Source organism: Candidatus Nitrotoga sp. 1052 (assembly GCF_927312905.1).
Lineage (GTDB): Bacteria > Pseudomonadota > Gammaproteobacteria > Burkholderiales > Gallionellaceae > Nitrotoga.
The window spans coordinates 1-17,007 of record NZ_CAKMHQ010000055.1 but is presented as its reverse complement, the minus strand read 5'-3'; the positions used below and the strand labels follow the sequence as shown (position 1 = coordinate 17,007).

Genomic DNA, 17,007 nt, shown 5'->3' with positions numbered 1-17,007 from the left:
TGTCTAACATTTCCCAATCAATTGCCAAATTTAAAGAGTGCTTGATAAGCTTGATATGGTGATTGCAAGTTGCGGCTGCTAAGCCTTCGCTCATTAGCGCAGTATGGAACGATTGAATTTGTTGGCGGGTAATCTGATTTAGCCGTTTATTGCCAAACACTCCCTGTATTCGCAGTCGGAAGAGCTCCTCATCGCGAGCCCACGAGCGTTTTCTTGGTTTTACATAGGGTAAGTAGTGATCAACAAAAAACTCCGTAAACGATAACACCGCTTGCCTGGCTTTTTCTTGGCCGCGAGGATCACTACCCAATGCGATTTCGGCACGTAACGTCTTGGCCTGCTTGCGAGCCTCGATTAGGTCTATATCTATTGTGCGTCCTATTTTCTTGTGACAGGTCTTGCCATTGCTGTCTTTGTAACGAAGGTAGAACGTGCCTTGGCCTTGGCTGGTTGCACGCACTTCCACATACAAGCCGGGTAGCGTGTCGTCACAATATTCGATTCGGCCTTTGTCTTCCGGGCATTGCAGATGGTGGGCGATATAATTTTGAGTCAATTTGATGATGGGCATTAAAATTCTCCTGTAGGGTTCATAAAAATTGGGGATCGACAACCACAAATTCCGATGGGAACGTGGCTGCCAATTTACAACGCGATATTTCATTTTTAGATTCTTGGGGCGGCGCTGTTGCGGCAGTGTTTCGTTTTATCCGCAACGCCGGATACCTTGCTACCATAGGCTTACGTGGAAATGTTGCGTTGTTGCGGCAATTTTTGGGGGGCGTCAAGATAGCGTGCAAAGACATCTGCAAACTGCGCTAACTCATAACCCTTAGGAGTGCTGTGCTTGTCGCGTACGGTTTTGGATTGGATTCCATACTGGCTAAGTATCTTTGCCAATTGACGCGGTGTTAGTGGCTTGCCCCTGTTATAAGTCGACCAACCTGATTCTTCGTCTTCGCATAATTCAGATATTAAATCTGTTGACTTCATGCGAGAAGATTCCTTTACCTCGAATACTTGCTTGATATCTGCAAGTAATTGGTTGGCGGTGCTGACCGATTTTTCGCCTGCACTAGAAAGCTTTAAGGCTGCCTCAGTTGCACGTTGCACCCATTCCGCACCAGCACATTCGGCGATGGCTAATAACGGTCGCCAGTTGTCCTGGGCTCGGTCGTTGAGTTTTTCAGGTAAAACGGGACGTGCTACTTTTACTTTTTTGGCGTAATCTTCACAGAGGCGAGCCAGCTTTGAGGCGATACCGTCGAACAAGCCATCCTCCGCATCGCGTAACTTGGTAACCTGCTCATGTGGTAGTTTTTTCCTTAGTTCAAATACAATGGCGCGGCTCATGGTGGGATCGGGTAAGTGTCTCTCCAGAGCGATGCCAGCAAGTGCTTTGGCACCCCAAACGTTGAATAATTTTGGATCGTGATTATCGCCAACGACCCGTCCGACAAAAGCGTTAGCGCGTGTGTAACCGGCATTAATCATACCCTTCATCTCCATATTTTCTTTAACGAAGGTGTCGGCCTCGTCAATCAATAGGGTGGGCGTCCAGAGTTCGACTGTTCGAAATAGAAATGCTGTGGAGGAATTTGCAGCAGATATAGGTCTTGCAGTCATCCGCCCCATTAAATCCAGCATTTGCGATTTACCACAAGATTTTTCAGGTGCATTAATGATTGCCAGTGGGGCTACATCTACAACATCAATAAACCAAGTAAATGCTATCCAAAGAGCAGCAGCGTCGGCTTGTTCTTTGTCCAATACGATGAATCGTCTAATGGTCTCGGATATTTCATCAAGCAATTGGGACGGATCAATTGGATCAGGATGCGGCTCGACTTCCGCAAAGTGCAGGTTATTCGATTCGGTTTCTTCATTGCGTGCTTGCTTTACCATTAGATCGAGTGTTTTAATTTGAACGCCCAGCAATTTGGCTTTTTCTCGCCTTACACGGTCGTAATTCATTGGCGACATGCCTGCCAACAATGCAATCACCTCATCATCATTTTGCGGTGCTGATGGTTTAGTTGTGTCTAGGCCTAAATCGCATGCACGAACTTCGATTTGGACAGTACTTGTGGCGACCATAGCTGAATCGTCTTCAGCGGACTCAATAATTTCAAATGCATCCGCTGTACCTAAAGTAATTGGGCTTTTGCAACGCTCTGTACAACCACTACAGCCTGCTGGATTCGATTTTTTGAACTGGTCACAAGTAGTTGGGGCTATCTTCATGCGATTAGCCAATTTCTCCGTTGTTTTACGCTCATCGTATCCGGGATGTCCACTACTCCATTCTTGGCAATAATCAGCGCCATTCACGCAGAATCCCACCACACCAAGACAATTACGCCAGAGCGGTTCTCTTTGATCAGATCCTTTGGAATTACGGAAATCTCCTATCTGTTGGCAGGCATAGGCGACCTTGTTTGCATCTGAAGATGGATACTCGACGATGGAGAGATTGCTCGAATATCTAGCGACGACCTTGGTGTCAATGGAAGTTATAATTTTCCGGGAACCCTCGCTGTCTGATGGCATCTTGGCGCTGTTAGAAGCCAGGGCAGCTCTCCCTAGTGCAATGAGCCCATCAGTCGAGACTACGCCGTCATGGCTACTCCAAAAAGTTGCTAGGCTGGCGCGGGATGGAACGCAGCACCACGTCCCCTGCTGCTGGTAAAGGTTTGCTCCAGATGAATCGGCTAGCCCTGCTTGACCGTTCCAGTAAAGTGAATCAAACCCGTGCCACGCAGCGGCATAATCCTCAGTATTAACAGAGCGGTCTAGCGGTATGGCGATACGAGCACGCATGCCCATTTTGTCTGCTCTGCCATGCGAGTGAGTTGTGTAGGCCAGAAATGTGAGGCTATCGCCCTTTATATTGTCTAATCCCGACATAAAGTCGGCATCTGTCATTCCATCAATATCAATAATTAGGAAATCTGCTACGGTGACATGCTGTTTTGAGCGCATCTTGCCTGTTGTGGATTGTCCGTTTTGAATTGCAGCATCCAGCGTTTTACCGACAAGAAGGGCTTCTTTGAGTAAGCACGGCACTACATACTGGCCTTGCTTCTTGTCAGCGATAACTGCAGGGTTTTCTGGACGCAACAAATTCGAGATTTCATCCCAAGCGGCATTGTTCAATTCTTGAGTTGGTCGGGTTCCTGTGAATCCGTCGAATGTTGTGAGTGAACCGCGCCATTGTGATAGAGGCATGTCGCTTTGAGTTTGAGAGAGAGGGTTGACCTGATTGAGGCCGAGTGATGCGTCAGTTGAATGGCTTTCGCCGTTATGTTGCAGTTTTGAGTTGTCCATTGTTGTTTTATTCGCATCCGAAGTTTAGTTGGTCGGATGCGAATATTGGAAGGTAGACTACCCTCCCCCGCAAGAGTCCTCCCCATGGTATTTATAGGGGAGGAAGCTTATTCTTTATCAACTATTTTCTTACGATTACGTAATCTTTCCCACGCTTTATCGAACGTTCTACTACCAGAAAATAATTCATTTTTTTCTAGAGCTATCCGTACCTCATGCTTCACCCCATTATTGCCTGAACTATTTGTTTGTAAATTTTTTGGGTCATGCCCAAGACCCTTAATTGCCTCCAGAATGGCATTTTCTTGCGCCGGCATTCTCGGCTGCTTCGTTGTAATGACTTCAGTTTTGTTGTCAGCGGGTGGCGACTCTTGATGTTCCGGATTATTTTCAATCAAAGAATCCTGGGCGAACACGCCATATTGGTTATTACGTGCCCATTGCTCCACGCTGCGAATTGTGTAAAGTGTATTACTACCCAGGCCGCTTGATGGATGGATTCTTATTGCTGACGATTCACCTTTTGCAATCTCATCATCGAAGCAGGATGAATATTCTTTAGCTTTGGTAATTACTTCCTTGAATTTATCTAATGCTGCCAGTTTCTCAGCAATGTCTGCTTCCGATAAATTTTCCCATCTGGCGAAATCATATTTACTTTGTAATAAATCTAATTCTTCATGCAGATATTCCGCAAGACAGAATGTTATAAATTCAGTGTTTTCGATTTCTTCATCTGTGGCATCTTCCCCTGGCGGCAAAAGACGCCAGTGTCCTAAGCCTAGAATTATTGATATGGCATCGTCTCTCGTGCAGCATGTTCGTAAATCGATATCGCAGCTATACATGGTAAGTATCGTCTCTTTGTATATGTACAAGTTGATAGGCTAGCAGTATGGAATTGTAGATAATTTTTTCCTAATCTTTGCAGACATGAGATAAATCGTCGAGCCTCAATTCTTCAAATTGAAATTTAGCCGTGGGAAATTGCGCAGTCAGTCACCCCCAGAAAAATGCCGTTTTATCCGCAACGCCGCAACATTCCAATGCTGGCAAGGCTTCCAGCGTTGCGGCAACGTCGCGGATAAAAATAAAATGCGCAACGCCGCCACGTTTTGACACCGAAATGAATTTTGGAGCGCCGACTTGATGCAAAGTTGTGTTGCGGCAGTGTTGCGTTTTATCCGCAACGCTCCCTGCCTTGCTACCATTGGCTTCCAGCGATTTGTTTCGTTGTTTCGGCAAAATTAGGGCAGCTCACCTGCAACCCCCACAAATAAACTTACCGTCAGTCAACAGCCTGCAAAATATCCCCAGCCTCGGCATGACCCAACATGTACTCCCTTAGCCAGTGATACTGCTGGGCACATATCTCAGTAAATGCACTAGGATCCCCAAAAGACAAATGACTGTAAGCATACAGACAGACAGTAATGCCCAATGCATCCGCTGACATGCTGCCCCCGAAGCCATTCTCACAAGCCACATGGAAGCAGGTTTCCGAGCAGGGTGCCATATAAAAGCCACCGTTGCTTAGTGCGTAAAATTCCCAATAACCGCCGTTATATTCGTGTGCCAGCTTATCCGTGATGGCATAAATAAATGGCTCTACGCGCATCGGGAAGTGTATTCCAAAAATATTAGCGGCATGTTTAATTCGTTGGTTATTATTTACAAGTTTGCGGGGAATGTTTGCAGTGGTAGTCATGATTTAATTCCTTTAAAAATGGTTGAAAAAATAATCAATAAAAATGGCCCGACAGTTTTTCCAACCGAGCAGATTGAAGCCGGTAAAGCCGGTGGAGGTGGAGGTGGAGATGAGAAATCTGGGGTGGAAAAACTGAGCGAGAAAAACTGATACTGCTAAATACGGATGTGGCTAGGTACAAAGTTATATTAGTATGAGTAGAGCCCGCTGATTTCGTCTGGACTGGTTCTCGCCATAAACCCTGATTGCGCTACTACTGCGTCGGCAAAAGCCTCGTCGGATATGTCCCAGGCAAGCACTACGTCGATTGCTTCAAGAAGAAAGTTTTGGGTATTCATAAAATGTCCTTTAGTTGTGGTTATTTTTTATAGAGATAAAAGAAATAGAAAATGACGCCTCCAAGAACTAGAAGCGCCAAAGTCGTGAGTGGGAAAAAGTAAAGCAGTAATGCCACGCCCATGACTCCGATCCCTCGTGTTGAAGGTAATGCGAAGCAAAGCAGAGTGGCTACCACGAGAGCTGAAGTAATCATCAAGAGCTCCTTGTTGGCAAAGTTGTTGAAAGACAATCTAAAGCTGTAAATACGGAGAGATGTTCGGCATACGGTCGGTATTGCACCTGTGCTTCATTGCGAAGCTGAAATCCCGTTACGTTTCTTGGGATTAGGTTTGACTGTGAGCAGCTGCCAGCGGACTTCAACTACGGCGGATAGGTTTCTTACTCGTAACGCTTAAGCCTTGTTGGGACTTGCTTTAGATGCGCCTTTCTTGCTTGGTACGGCTTTCTTGCTGGGTTCTGCTGGCTTTTGTTTGCTCCCTATGTCCGTAGCCATTGAAGAGGTGGCAGCAGTGGAGGCAGTACCTATCGACCCAATCAGCGCTTTAATCTCAGTCATGAATCCAGTAGGGTCGATACGTTCATAGCTACGTTGCTTATCTTTCAAAGGTCGCAAGAAACCTTCATGTTTCAGCACAGCCAATAGAAATGCAGGGGTGTTTATTGATCTACCCTTAAAGAGCGGAAATAGAGCGTTTGAAGTGATGGGTTTATTGCTTGGGCACTTATCAAATAATTGTTGGATGCTGCTCAGTGGAATCCAGTCTTTGTTGAAGAAGCCGCCACCGGAATTGGCATAAACACGCAACTGGATTACAGGCTCAGTAGTGCTAGTATTTGCGCCATTTACGCCACATCCGACCTGATAGGACAGTGTAGATTTGCCTGAAAGAGAGGGGCATGATGCAGCTTTCAAGATGTGCATTTCTGGCTTGATTATTGTTACAGATTTCATAGTAAAGCTCCTTTTGGGTGATTAGACTGGGTTGTGTTGAAATAGGCTATGTTATTGATTAGTAATTGAAGCTGATGGGATTGTTTTTGAAAATGTTGCGTGACGACTGCTTAATTCCGTTCTGTGTTTATTCAACTTCCCGTTATGAAAACCAAACAAAATTGATTAATCGCTTAAACAATTAATCTTGAATGGGCCTTCATATAAGATGGCTAAAAAGCCGCTAAATTAGAATTGACGTCGAGCAGCAGAGGCAGGCAGGAGAAGCAGGCAGGTGATGGAGCGGGGTGGGGAGGGAAGGGAATTGAAGAGGTAAGCGGATAGTTGGATAGCCAGCTTTAGGATTGTGTCAGCTCAGGTGTCGCGTATTGGGCACACATAGCCAGTAGTTTGGTATCGATTCCTTCGGTCTTTGGAATGAAGATGCTTATGCCAAATCCGTCGTCGTTCAGGATAAATACCATTTCGTAGCAGCTGGCATGTTCTTCCAGAGCTTCAAATGAGGGTGCGTAGTCTGGATCGCCAAAGCAGGCATCATCAAAATAATTGTGCAGGATAGGGCAGCTGCTTTCTTTCTCCAATGCGGCCACACTGTCTCCAGGCTCGACAACGATCATGTAGCCAACATCTGTGGCGCAGCCAAGAAGATCATAGTCGTAAGTTCCCTCTGCATATATTTCTGAAAATCGTTGTTGAACAAGACTGCGAATGTCAGGATCGGCAATGTTCTTTGCAGCAGTGGGATTGCGTAAAATGATCATGTTTTCTCCAAATTTAGGACGTAAAAAAGCCCGCTGTGTGCAGGCAAGGTTGAGGGGTGAGAAAAGATTAAGAGGTGAGGCGGCTAATGCAGAGTAAGTTGAAGGATATGGATATGGATGGTTACCGGTTACGGTTGGCTAATTTCTGTTGAACCGTTGCCAAATGAAATACAGGACGGCAGCAGTGAGTAATATCAGCATTATTTTCAGGGCCAATGACAAAGCTGTGACCCATACCGATAATGCACCGAGTTTGATCAGGCTGACGGCTATTGCGGCTACGATCAAGAATTTCCAAATCATTGATTCTCCTTTTTAAAATTATTCATAGTTGATGCAGAAAATCAAAAACCCCCAAGGATATACGGACCGAGGGCGCTTTGAGGGAATGGAGCGTGTGGAACTACGCTAAGAAGTGCTACCTTGTCATGTTTTCAATTTGCTGAGCACCTAACCGATGAGGAGCAGTAAACTGATTCACGGGAGTGGTAAATACATGGTTGTTAGTGCAGAGCGTTTTGAACGCTCGGGTCGGCTCACCTTGGCTGATGTTTTGTTTCCCGAATTTATGGACGTAGCGACCAACTTGATTTAGTTGTTTATGTTATTACGCCGTCAATCGTAATCGGCTATCCGTTTCTTCTTCATCCACTGCCACCCTGTGTCAAGCTAGTTGTCGCCCCTTCATGACATTAGGTTGACGCCACACTTCAAAACCTTACAATCCCTACAGATTCCGTTCTCCGATGGTTCAGTCCAAAAAAGTTTATTCGCCGCCATTAAGGTCGCAGATTTAACAAGCTTGAGAAGGGCGGCAGATAAACGCTATTCGTTATGAGCTTGGCGAATAGACTTTTGATGAAGGAGGATATTCATGAGTGATCAAATGGAAATTGCACGTCAGAAGCTCATCCAACTCTTTAATTTTTTTAAGGCTGTCGAACAACGACGCGCCCCAATTGTTCGGAACATAGACGAACAACCTTGGACAGTGCGGCTCAGTAATTTGCCCATCCACGAAACTTTGCAGTTGTTCAGACCAGAACAGAATGACGGTACGTGGTTTTCATTCAGGAAACCCGAAACACATTCTTGTCCTGAACCAGGAGAACGTTTGCGACTTTGGCTTAATGCAGGCTGGGACGACCCAGCGCTGAGTGATGTTAGTCATAAAACTGAGCGAGTGAATTTCGTTGGTGACGAGCCCAACAAGGTTGGTTTTGAATCGCAGCCAGCATTGGAAAGTGAATTTTTTGCTTGGCAAACCAAGCGTAATCTTTGGAAGGTCAGCGAACAACCTGCAAGAACAGCTTTGAGAGTATGGGAAAGATTCTTTGCACTACACAGTCAGCTTGAGCGCGAAGGAGAAGCATGGGAACTGATATTAGGGGAAGGTATTTTTAACTGGAAGCGACCAACCGATGACTTAGACTTACATCACCCCATTCTGCTTCAGCGAGTTGAGCTTTCTTTCGATCCTCTGAATCGTGAATTTCGAGTGAGTAATTTAGAAGTTCCACCTGACCTGTATTCGGCATTATTTTCAGACGATGAATGTGCTGGATTGCCAGTCAAACATTGGCAAGAAGAACTTGCACAAGGCGAGATTCACCCGCTGGGCGACGACGGTGTTACGGACTGGCTGAAAGGAGTAATTGGAGCTTTCAGCGATGGTGAGTTGGTTGAGGGTGAGCCGGAATCTATGGAAATCTTCCCTCGTATTGGCCGTGCGCCAATATTGTTTTTGCGCAAACGTCAAGCAGGCCGCATCCAGTTTATTGAGGAAATTCTGGCAGATCTGCCCATTGCGACAGAGTTGCCGAGCAGCCTGCTTAATATTGTCGGTTATGCACCAGAAATAGAACCCAATGAGACTGCCACCGAAACTGATACCGCCTATGCAAACGAAGATGAAAACATCCTGCTTTCCAAGCCTGCAAATGCTGCCCAGCTTACTATTCTGAAAAAACTGGCGCATCAGAATGGTGTGTTGGTGCAAGGACCACCGGGTACGGGGAAAACACACACCATTGCTAATTTGATTGGCAGCCTACTTGCCGAGGGCAAGAGTGTACTGGTGACCAGCCATACAACTAAAGCATTGCGGGTGTTACGCGACCAAGTGGAGAAGCCTTTGCACTCCTTGTGCGTCAGTGTGCTGGACAGCGATATGGCAAGCCGCAATGAGCAAAAAGAGGCGGTAAAAAATCTGGCTGCCCGTTTAGGAGAAGATCGCCAGTCGTTCGTACAGCAATCGGATCGTCTTGCCGCGAAGCGTCGCCTGATTCTGTCTGAACTGCGTACCGCTCGATCCGATTTGGCATTGGCGATCAATGGTGAATATCGCTCGCTGATACTGGACGGGGAAGAAATTGACCCTTCAAAAGCCGCGCGTGAAGTTGCCGAGGGAGAAGGCGTACATGATTGGATACTTGGCTTCGTGGATACGGGCAAGCCATTGCCGCTATGTGAATCCGAGTTAAATGCGCTTTATGCCAGCAACCAACAGATTGTCTGTGCAGACGAGATTGAATTATCCAGTCCTTTGCCAAATTTTGATGCTTTATGGACTCCAGAAGAGTTTTTGAAGCGAACTAAGGAGTTTTCCGAACTTATAGCAAGTGATTTCGCTTATCGGAATGAACTTTGGAAGAAAGATCAAACTGGGCAAGGTGACCTAGAGTCACTGTTAGAACATATTTCTCTTGCAGTTGAATATCTTAGTCAAAGTGAAAATGAGATATGGCGTCTGGCCGTCATTCAGTCTGGGATGGAAAGCGGTCAAGCCGCAGAAATTTGGCAACTTTTGTGTCGTGAAGTGGAATATGTGCGTGAGCAAACGAACAAAGCTGCTGAGTCCATTTTTCGTTATGGGCCGCAGTTAATAGATGATTGGGCACTAGAGGAGCAACGCGATGTACTGCAAGAGATAATCCGACATCTTAATCGGGGAAGAACGCTCACCTTTATAACGCTGTTGACTAAATCCAAGTGGAAAAGGCTAATTGAGTTTTCACGTGTTAATGGCGGCACACCAGCACGGCTAGAACATTTTCAAGCATTGCTTTCCTTGGCAAAATTGGAACTGGCCCGGGGGACTTTGGCCAGTTGGTGGGCAAGGCCAATTATGCCTCACGGTGTGCCAGACTTGAAACAAATATCCAATCTTCAACCAGAAGAATTTGCATTTCAATTTGTACCAAAAATACGCACTGCACTGGCTTGGCATACTCATGCTTGGATACCTCTTGAATCTGACCTGATTGAACAAGGTTTGCACTGGATGATGTTGGCAGAAGAAGCCCCACCTGCGCAAACATCGCATCACCGTGCGGAGCGCTTGCGCTTTGTGGTGCAAGAGAAACTGCCTGATGTTATAGCAGCCGAAGTGCGCAGGCGGCGGCTAGAACATTTGAAGGCGAGTTTCGTCAAGCTGGAGGCAGAATTACAGCGCATGGATAGGATTGTCAGCTCCTCCTCTATGGTAGTGCGCTCTCTTAAACGTGCAGCGGAAGCCAAGGCCGTTGATGAATATCGCGACGCTTTTCATCGACTTGAACAATTGCATCAATTGTTGCCCGTTTATCAACAAAGAATGGATTGGCTGGAAAGATTACGTGTAACCGCACCGGACTGGGCCGACGCCGTGGAGCGACGATTGATACCTCATGATGGCGCAGCCATGCCTGGCCTGCCCCTTGCTGCTTGGCGTTGGCGACAGTTCACGCAGGAGCTGGATCGCCGAGCAGTGTTGTCAGTTCCAGAAATTCAGGCACGGATTGAACGGTTGGTAAAGAAAGAGTTGAAAGATGTGACGGTCAATCTTATCGAACAGCGCGCTTGGGCATCACTGCTTGGGAAGGTGAAAAATGAGCAGCGGCAAGCATTATTAGCATGGGCTGCAATCATGAAGAGTGTGACTCCTACGAAAAAAAATGCCCCTGCATTGTTGCAAGAGGCTCGCCGTCTTATGAAAAAGGCGCGTGGTGCGGTGCCAGTTTGGATTATGCCTTTTAGTCGAGTGACCAATAGCTTTCATCCGGTGCGAGACCGTTTTGATGTGATTATTGTGGATGAAGCAAGTCAAGAAGACGTGCTGGGGTTAGCTCCGTTCTATATGGCAAAAAAAGTTATCGTGGTGGGTGACGATGAGCAGGTAACTCCATTGGATGTCGGCGGGGAGCAGCAGCCGATTTATGATCTGATTGAACAGTGGCTTCGCGGATTACCAGGTCATATGTCATATGACTTAAAAACTTCAGTTTATGACCGTGCCCAAATTGCTTTTGGTTCGGCCATCAGACTGAAGGAACATTTCCGGTGTGTGCCGGAAATTATCCAGTTTAGCAATCATCTTTCCTACAATGGTGAGATCAGGCCGCTGCGTGAAAGTGCTTCGACTCAGATAAAACCAGCTTTGGTAGCGCATCGTGTTAATGGGAGCAAGATCGGCAAGAAGAATCTCGTGGAGGCAGAAACCATTGCCAGTCTGATTGTTGCTGCTGTTGAGCAGCGAGAATATGCGGGTAAGACATTTGGAGTCATCTCATTAATCGGGGATGAGCAGGCGGATGAAGTTGATAAGATGTTACGAACAAGGCTTGATCCAGTGATCTACGAAAACCGTCGGATTTTGTGTGGTAATCCCGCGCAGTTTCAAGGTGATGAACGCGATGTGATTTTCTTGACTATGGTGGACAGCAAGACCGATGGCGATGGCCCGCTTGGAATGAAAGCAGATGGGGCTGATGGCATGTGGAAAAAGCGCTATAACGTGGCGGCCAGTCGTGCTAAGGATCAGCTTTGGGTGGTCTATTCTCTGGATTATCAGACTCAGTTAAAACCGGGGGATATTCGCCGCAGATTGATCGAACATGCGCTCAACTCGAATGCCCTGATGCAGTTGCTGGCAGATGGCATGAAAAACACGGAGTCCCCCTTTGAGGCAGAAGTATACCGATTGCTGGTTGGGCAAGGTTACCGGGTTCGTACCCAATATGAGGTAGGTGCATATCGAATTGATTTGGTAGTAGAAGGCGGGGGCGAGCGTTTGGCAATTGAATGCGACGGTGACCGATGGCACTACGACAAGGTCGAGGAAGACTTGGCAAGGCAGGCATTGCTGGAAAGATTGGGTTGGCGGTTTGTTCGGATTAGAGGATCGGTATTTTATCGAGATAAAAGCTCACATAGGGGAAATGCCATGCGCCCAGTATTCGAACGATTACAGCAAATGGGAATATTTCCAGAGGCAGATATTGATTCAAGTAGCAGTACAGTTGGAAAAAATGGTGATCAACAGTTGGATTGTCTCAAACGTCGTTCAGCAGAATTGCTGCATGAGTGGAAGAACATAAACCCTGCTTCTACTACTGAGCAATCGTTGCCAACAAAAGTTGAACTAAACACAACCCAAAAGACGGTGCTTCAACCCGTGCAAGGAGAACCAAAAATCAGTGTTATTCCAATTGATCTATTTGATGCCATTCCGGCGGTTAACTTTGTAGTAGGCCAGGTCATTGTCCATAAAATATTTGGCAAAGGCAGAATCTCAGCCTTTAAAGACAACAACCAACAGATGCAAATAAACTTTGAAGGGTGGGGCAGCAAGTGGCTGCATGTTGAAATTGCTACTCCTAATCTAGCATGATAAAGAAGACAGGAATTCCAAGTCGCCGGTCAGCTGGAAGTATTTGCTAAGCTTCTTTGGAGTTTGATTCAGTGCGAAGCAGCCACACAAAAGATGTTCTCATGAAGCAGTCACAAAAAAAGGGGCGGAAGTAAAAAAATAAATGTGCCAAGGTCAAATCGATACCTGATTAGCCACAATGTTCAGCTGCGCAATTTCGTCGTCCAGTACGGAGGAAAAACATTTGAAACTGCACCTTGTTGATCCAAATTTCACATCGCCTTTCGTCGGAATGCGCATATCTTGCTCCTCTTCAGGCTTGTCGATTGCGCTGGCTGAACTTCGTGGCTAATCAGGAATCGATATGTATGGAGTTGCGACGGATTATTGGGGATTTGGTTTGACTTTGGCACTAGCCCGCACGGGCTGTCTGCAAACTTTTAGAAATCTTTCCGGATACACTCAAACTTTCCGGCCTTCTTTCTCTACTAGACCGGTGTTGACTTCGTTTTGTTTTTTATTATTAGCCAAGAAGGATAAATTTGGGCATGTCAAAAAATAAACTTCCTGCCTTGAGCGATGCGGTTAGGTCACCTTGTAGAGAACAACTTTTCCTCCTTGATTTTTGACGACTTGCGCCAAATGCCGGTCTGACGTTAGAAGAGTGAAGCTGTTCAGGATCGCAACTTCCGCAATTAGTACGTCCTGTATATTGTTGGATTTGGATTTATTAAGGGCGTCGAGATCTTGTTTCAGCTTATTGAAAATCACGCCGTCGCTATATTTTGCCTGATCCCAGCGTGAAACATCCCATACGAATGAGTCGGTCGGGACAATCTCGGGTCTCACTTCCGCAAACATCAAGAACAACCGGGCTCGACGTTCGCGGTCATTCGTGTTGTTTAGCTCATCAATCTGAATATGGGTTGCGATGAAAGGGCCGTCTGATGGCAAGTCATTGACGTTGATGGTTCCGTCCACCAGTTTGTTGAAAATGTTGGTATCGACAACGTATGACATAGAGAGACCTAACATAGTTAAGGGACTGCGCGCTTTTGCACAGTCCCACTTGAGCGTAGGGGAGTATGGATCAATAGGCACTTATGAGTACCAGATCAGGGATATTGAAGGTTTGCGAATTGAGATTTTCGATGATCCTCTTCGCCTGAGTAATAGCAATAATAAGCAGCCCCATTACCCACTGGTGCGCAGTCACAAATGAATAATGGCATTCCGTCTTGGTCGTATCCAATAGCATCAATGCGAGTTTGAGACTTATCTAACGACAGGCGGACCGAAAGTTTTGCAGGCTGTAAGTTGCGCGTATTAGCTAGTTCTAGCACCGAAGCAAAATTACATTCGATACGCTCTTTCGACATCGAGTCGGGTGGGTTGTTGTCCCAAACGAATATTGGTTCCATAAACGCTCCTTTGGTTGGTAAAACGGAAAATCCTAACCTAATGTGGATACCCTAAAAAATCCCGACAACGGCACCAACAAGGTGCATGAACATTGGTGTGTTTGGTAACTCATTATTTTAATTTAATGAAACATATGTCACACCCCAGTTTAGTTGTTAAATACACCATTTCATTCTCATTGAGCCTCATCTTTATCTCCCCCGTTCAAGTAACACGGGGGCCTCAAAATACATTAATCTCAAATGTAATAGAAAACCCCCTTGCTACTAAATCAAATATATCAAGGCCAAAAATATTAGGCTAAGTGCATCATGCCAGCCTGAGAACGTACTGCTCTGCGGTTTTATACATCAACGATTGCCTTAATGCCAGCATGAATTATGCCGGCCTTATATCCTGCCTAGCCAACCCACATCCTCAACTAAAAATCAAAGATGCCGATAACGAAAGCCAAGGCAATCTAATGATGCGCTCGCTAATACGTCCAACACGATACTCAAAATGAATATCCATCAAGATATCGAACATGTATCGAAAGGTGACCGGGGAATCCTAAGCATGCCTACACAGGCCATTGATTCAGACAATAAAAAAGCCCTGCCTCACTGCAAGGCTCTATATCTGAGTTGCCGATGCTTTCTTATGCTATTGACTAATTGGGGTGTACTCAATGAGAAAACCAACAGTAAGAAAGCGGATTCGATTGAAAGATGTAAATTTGGACAAATAATTGGGTGAGCTATGAAAAAATTAATTTTTCTTCTGATCGTTGGCAGTATTGCATGGACTGGTTACACGAAATTTCAAACAGAAAGCTTGGCGAAAGCTAATGAGCAACAAGAATCGCAAGTTGGTAGAAATCTTTTGCCAGAACGAAATGAATCTACAAAGAGCATTGCCAATTCAAGTAATTTCAGATGTGATGGCAGAGTCTACTGCTCTCAAATGACATCCTGCGAAGAGGCAACATATTTTCTGCAAAACTGTCCTGGAGTGAAAATGGACGGCGGAAATGGTGGGCGCCCGGATGGCGTTCCTTGCGAGAGCCAGTGGTGCAAATATAAATAGCTGATTTGTTAATCAGCGTCGAAATCTAAATTGGCACAAGCGTGTCGTTCACTCCACGTTCCCCCAATATGAATGAAAGTATCTCCGAAACTTCTAATGGCTATCATTAAAATTGAAATCCAAGAAATTCCTCATGGACATGGTTTATCCTTCAAGAAAGGCGTCGCGGATGGATTGTTTAAATGCAATGAGAATGAGCAGAAAGTTCCCAAGAGTCATTTGATAAGCTATGAACGTGGGCTTAAAGTTGGAGCCGAGTTAGAACGTGGAATCGCACAGTGTAGTGGTTTAATTTACACGGACACCTCATTCGATGGAAAGCCCGCTATCCGAGAAGTACTAAATGACAAAGCGTTGAAATTCATGGCATGAAAAACGGCCACGAAAGCACTTCTACCCTTAGTAATGCCACTACCGACCCGTTCGATCTTGGACGCTTTCTATCAGCGCAAGACGGCACTTACTATGACGTAGTGCAGGAGCTAAGGTCGGGACAGAAGCTCACGCACTGGATGTGGTACGTGTTTCCACTATTCAATGGCTTGGGAACTAGCGCTACCGCAAGACACTATTCGATCAAGAGTCTGGAAGAGGCTCGCCAGTACCTGGAACACCCGATACTTGGCGTGAGGCTCTTAGAGTGCATAAAGACAGTAAACAGACTTCAAGGTCGAACAGTTCTTCAGATTTTCGGGACTCCAGACAACATGAAGTTCTGTTCATCAATGACACTCTTTGAGCTAGTTGCTGGTTCGAAATCGGAGTTTTCATTTGCCTTGGACAAATACTGTTCTGGCTATAGAGATACAGCTACCCTGAAATTTCTCCAATTGTCCCTTAGTGCTGATGATCGAAATATTCCCTAAGCTCTGCACAGCTGTAACCCTTTATATATACCTTCCCGACCTGGACTCGAACCAGGGACCTGCGGATTAACTGTCCATTATGTTTTCCTATGCTGGGAGGAGGTTGGATTGCAATTTTCAGTTCGCTTTCCTTCTCAACTCTAAAGAAAAACTGATTCATGTCGATCTATGTTAGTGCCTGAACTCCATTGGGGCGGCGGTATGCGATTATTCGACATGGGTCGAAACTGACCTGAAACGTCATGAGCTATCAACCCATATCACGGGTTCATCAAAATTCCTTCAATAAGGAGAAACCCATGTGGAAAGAAATCAGAAATAATCCAGACCGGCTGGTATTTTTCGGGTGTATGTTCGGCGGAGTAGTGTTGGTCGTTGTGAATTTGGTCTATTGAGAGTTATGGTCTATTTCGGGTGTTCGTTCGAACAAAATCAATTGCATACGAATTCAGATGAAGATTCAGAATGTCTATTGTCAGTTGTACTAGCAAAGCCTTGATCTGCCGGACACCTGAAAATTAGGTAGCTAATAGATCAGGTTTGAGCTAGCAGAGCTGAATAATCCCTTTGTATATTCACTGGATCTTTTTGGTTGGTAACTGACATCTAGGACCCGTACCTTTATGGTATTGCCTCTGGGTACCGGCCACGCCATCTGCTGACCGACTGCCAGTCCCAGCAACGCGCTACCGACCGGCGCCAATACGGAAATCCGACCGAACTTCTCAGTAAATTAAGGGATACGCGGTATTATCAGCACATATGATCTAAAAACTTCCGACTTTGCCGGAGGTCATCCAACTATTTTGTCTATCGGGGATATGTTAGCTCCCGTACAGAAGATCAAGAACAGATTAATCTAATATACGTTCTTACTTACTCATTATTTTAGTTAAGGAGTTTATAAATGGCTGCTGGTCAGAATAAAAAATCTT

General features: G+C 45.7%; 17 protein-coding genes. 5 read left to right on the top strand and 12 right to left on the bottom strand.

Features of this window, described 5'->3' with window-relative positions; all coding sequences use genetic code 11:
• From MJ768_RS11445 to MJ768_RS11425, 5 genes are all read right to left on the bottom strand, one after another.
• Window positions 1-571, bottom strand: a 571-nt coding sequence (locus tag MJ768_RS11445) for an integrase arm-type DNA-binding domain-containing protein (protein WP_239291944.1), incomplete at its 3' end; no start/stop codon positions are given.
• 170 nt (window positions 572-741) lie between these two features.
• Entirely contained in the window at window positions 742-3,327 is a 2,586-nt protein-coding gene (locus MJ768_RS11440) for a DUF3631 domain-containing protein (RefSeq protein WP_239291943.1), read from the bottom strand.
• A 107-nt stretch (window positions 3,328-3,434) separates the two neighbouring features.
• Window positions 3,435-4,175 carry a hypothetical protein gene (locus tag MJ768_RS11435; protein WP_239291941.1) on the bottom strand — a complete coding sequence of 247 codons (741 nt, stop codon included), beginning with the start codon at window positions 4,173-4,175 and terminating at the stop codon, window positions 3,435-3,437.
• A 151-nt stretch (window positions 4,176-4,326) separates the two neighbouring features.
• Window positions 4,327-4,572 (bottom strand): hypothetical protein, encoded by a 246-nt coding sequence (locus tag MJ768_RS11430; RefSeq protein WP_239291939.1) that lies wholly within the window; start codon window positions 4,570-4,572, stop codon window positions 4,327-4,329.
• Between the two features lie 43 nt (window positions 4,573-4,615).
• Window positions 4,616-4,945 (bottom strand): antirestriction protein, encoded by a 330-nt coding sequence (locus MJ768_RS11425; protein WP_239291938.1) that lies wholly within the window; start codon window positions 4,943-4,945, stop codon window positions 4,616-4,618.
• 6 nt (window positions 4,946-4,951) lie between these two features.
• On the opposite strand from MJ768_RS11425, the gene MJ768_RS11420 reads away from it, so the two are divergent.
• Window positions 4,952-5,185 carry a hypothetical protein gene (locus MJ768_RS11420; RefSeq protein ID WP_239291936.1) on the top strand — a complete coding sequence of 78 codons (234 nt, stop codon included), beginning with the start codon at window positions 4,952-4,954 and terminating at the stop codon, window positions 5,183-5,185.
• A gap of 38 nt (window positions 5,186-5,223) precedes the next feature.
• Here MJ768_RS11420 and MJ768_RS11415 read toward each other — a convergent pair whose 3' ends face one another.
• The 4 genes from MJ768_RS11415 to MJ768_RS11400 all read right to left on the bottom strand — a co-directional run bounded on the left by MJ768_RS11415 (window position 5,224) and on the right by MJ768_RS11400 (window position 7,390).
• Window positions 5,224-5,373, bottom strand: a complete 150-nt coding sequence (locus tag MJ768_RS11415) for a hypothetical protein (RefSeq protein ID WP_239291935.1) — start codon at window positions 5,371-5,373, stop codon at window positions 5,224-5,226.
• Between the two features lie 392 nt (window positions 5,374-5,765).
• Window positions 5,766-6,326, bottom strand: a complete 561-nt coding sequence (locus tag MJ768_RS11410) for a hypothetical protein (protein ID WP_239291934.1) — start codon at window positions 6,324-6,326, stop codon at window positions 5,766-5,768.
• Window positions 6,327-6,664: 338 nt separating this feature from the next.
• Window positions 6,665-7,087 (bottom strand): hypothetical protein, encoded by a 423-nt coding sequence (locus tag MJ768_RS11405; RefSeq protein WP_239291932.1) that lies wholly within the window; start codon window positions 7,085-7,087, stop codon window positions 6,665-6,667.
• A gap of 138 nt (window positions 7,088-7,225) precedes the next feature.
• Entirely contained in the window at window positions 7,226-7,390 is a 165-nt protein-coding gene (locus tag MJ768_RS11400; RefSeq protein ID WP_239291930.1) for a hypothetical protein, read from the bottom strand.
• 571 nt (window positions 7,391-7,961) lie between these two features.
• Between MJ768_RS11400 and MJ768_RS11395 the strand changes: the two genes are divergently transcribed.
• Complete coding sequence (locus MJ768_RS11395) at window positions 7,962-12,737, top strand: AAA domain-containing protein (protein WP_239291928.1); 4,776 nt, start codon at window positions 7,962-7,964, stop codon at window positions 12,735-12,737.
• Between the two features lie 564 nt (window positions 12,738-13,301).
• Here MJ768_RS11395 and MJ768_RS11390 read toward each other — a convergent pair.
• Window positions 13,302-13,736 (bottom strand): hypothetical protein, encoded by a 435-nt coding sequence (locus tag MJ768_RS11390; protein WP_239291926.1) that lies wholly within the window; start codon window positions 13,734-13,736, stop codon window positions 13,302-13,304.
• A 95-nt stretch (window positions 13,737-13,831) separates the two neighbouring features.
• A complete protein-coding gene (locus MJ768_RS11385; protein ID WP_239291925.1) occupies window positions 13,832-14,137 on the bottom strand; it encodes a hypothetical protein in 306 nt (101 codons plus the stop codon).
• 742 nt (window positions 14,138-14,879) lie between these two features.
• Here MJ768_RS11385 and MJ768_RS11380 point away from each other — a divergent pair.
• The 3 genes from MJ768_RS11380 to MJ768_RS15495 all read left to right on the top strand — a co-directional run bounded on the left by MJ768_RS11380 (window position 14,880) and on the right by MJ768_RS15495 (window position 16,072).
• Window positions 14,880-15,206 (top strand): excalibur calcium-binding domain-containing protein, encoded by a 327-nt coding sequence (locus MJ768_RS11380; RefSeq protein WP_239291924.1) that lies wholly within the window; start codon window positions 14,880-14,882, stop codon window positions 15,204-15,206.
• Window positions 15,207-15,302: 96 nt separating this feature from the next.
• Window positions 15,303-15,578, top strand: a complete 276-nt coding sequence (locus MJ768_RS11375) for a hypothetical protein (RefSeq protein WP_239291923.1) — start codon at window positions 15,303-15,305, stop codon at window positions 15,576-15,578.
• A complete protein-coding gene (locus tag MJ768_RS15495; RefSeq protein ID WP_445082995.1) occupies window positions 15,575-16,072 on the top strand; it encodes a DUF1810 domain-containing protein in 498 nt (165 codons plus the stop codon). Before MJ768_RS11375 ends, MJ768_RS15495 begins: the two co-directional genes overlap by 4 nt.
• A 526-nt stretch (window positions 16,073-16,598) precedes the next feature.
• Here the strand turns inward: MJ768_RS15495 and MJ768_RS15490 are convergent.
• Window positions 16,599-16,784, bottom strand: coding sequence for a GreA/GreB family elongation factor (locus MJ768_RS15490; RefSeq protein ID WP_445082996.1), 186 nt, complete (start codon window positions 16,782-16,784; stop codon window positions 16,599-16,601).
• Between the last annotated feature and the right edge of the window lie 223 nt (window positions 16,785-17,007).

Excerpts from the sequence above, each read along its gene's own strand:
- MJ768_RS11390 (WP_239291926.1), bottom strand. The coding sequence starts at position 13,736 with ATGTCATACGTTGTCGATACCAACATTTTCAACAAACTGGTGGACGGA.
- MJ768_RS11385 (WP_239291925.1), bottom strand. The coding sequence starts at position 14,137 with ATGGAACCAATATTCGTTTGGGACAACAACCCACCCGACTCGATGTCG.
- MJ768_RS11425 (WP_239291938.1), bottom strand. The coding sequence starts at position 4,945 with ATGCGCGTAGAGCCATTTATTTATGCCATCACGGATAAGCTGGCACAC.
- MJ768_RS11410 (WP_239291934.1), bottom strand. The coding sequence starts at position 6,326 with ATGAAATCTGTAACAATAATCAAGCCAGAAATGCACATCTTGAAAGCT.
- MJ768_RS11440 (WP_239291943.1), bottom strand. The coding sequence starts at position 3,327 with ATGGACAACTCAAAACTGCAACATAACGGCGAAAGCCATTCAACTGAC.
- MJ768_RS11380 (WP_239291924.1), top strand. The coding sequence starts at position 14,880 with ATGAAAAAATTAATTTTTCTTCTGATCGTTGGCAGTATTGCATGGACT.
- MJ768_RS11400 (WP_239291930.1), bottom strand. The coding sequence starts at position 7,390 with ATGATTTGGAAATTCTTGATCGTAGCCGCAATAGCCGTCAGCCTGATC.
- MJ768_RS11375 (WP_239291923.1), top strand. The coding sequence starts at position 15,303 with ATGGCTATCATTAAAATTGAAATCCAAGAAATTCCTCATGGACATGGT.
- MJ768_RS15495 (WP_445082995.1), top strand. The coding sequence starts at position 15,575 with ATGAAAAACGGCCACGAAAGCACTTCTACCCTTAGTAATGCCACTACC.
- MJ768_RS11405 (WP_239291932.1), bottom strand. The coding sequence starts at position 7,087 with ATGATCATTTTACGCAATCCCACTGCTGCAAAGAACATTGCCGATCCT.
- MJ768_RS11435 (WP_239291941.1), bottom strand. The coding sequence starts at position 4,175 with ATGTATAGCTGCGATATCGATTTACGAACATGCTGCACGAGAGACGAT.
- MJ768_RS11395 (WP_239291928.1), top strand. The coding sequence starts at position 7,962 with ATGAGTGATCAAATGGAAATTGCACGTCAGAAGCTCATCCAACTCTTT.
- MJ768_RS11415 (WP_239291935.1), bottom strand. The coding sequence starts at position 5,373 with ATGAATACCCAAAACTTTCTTCTTGAAGCAATCGACGTAGTGCTTGCC.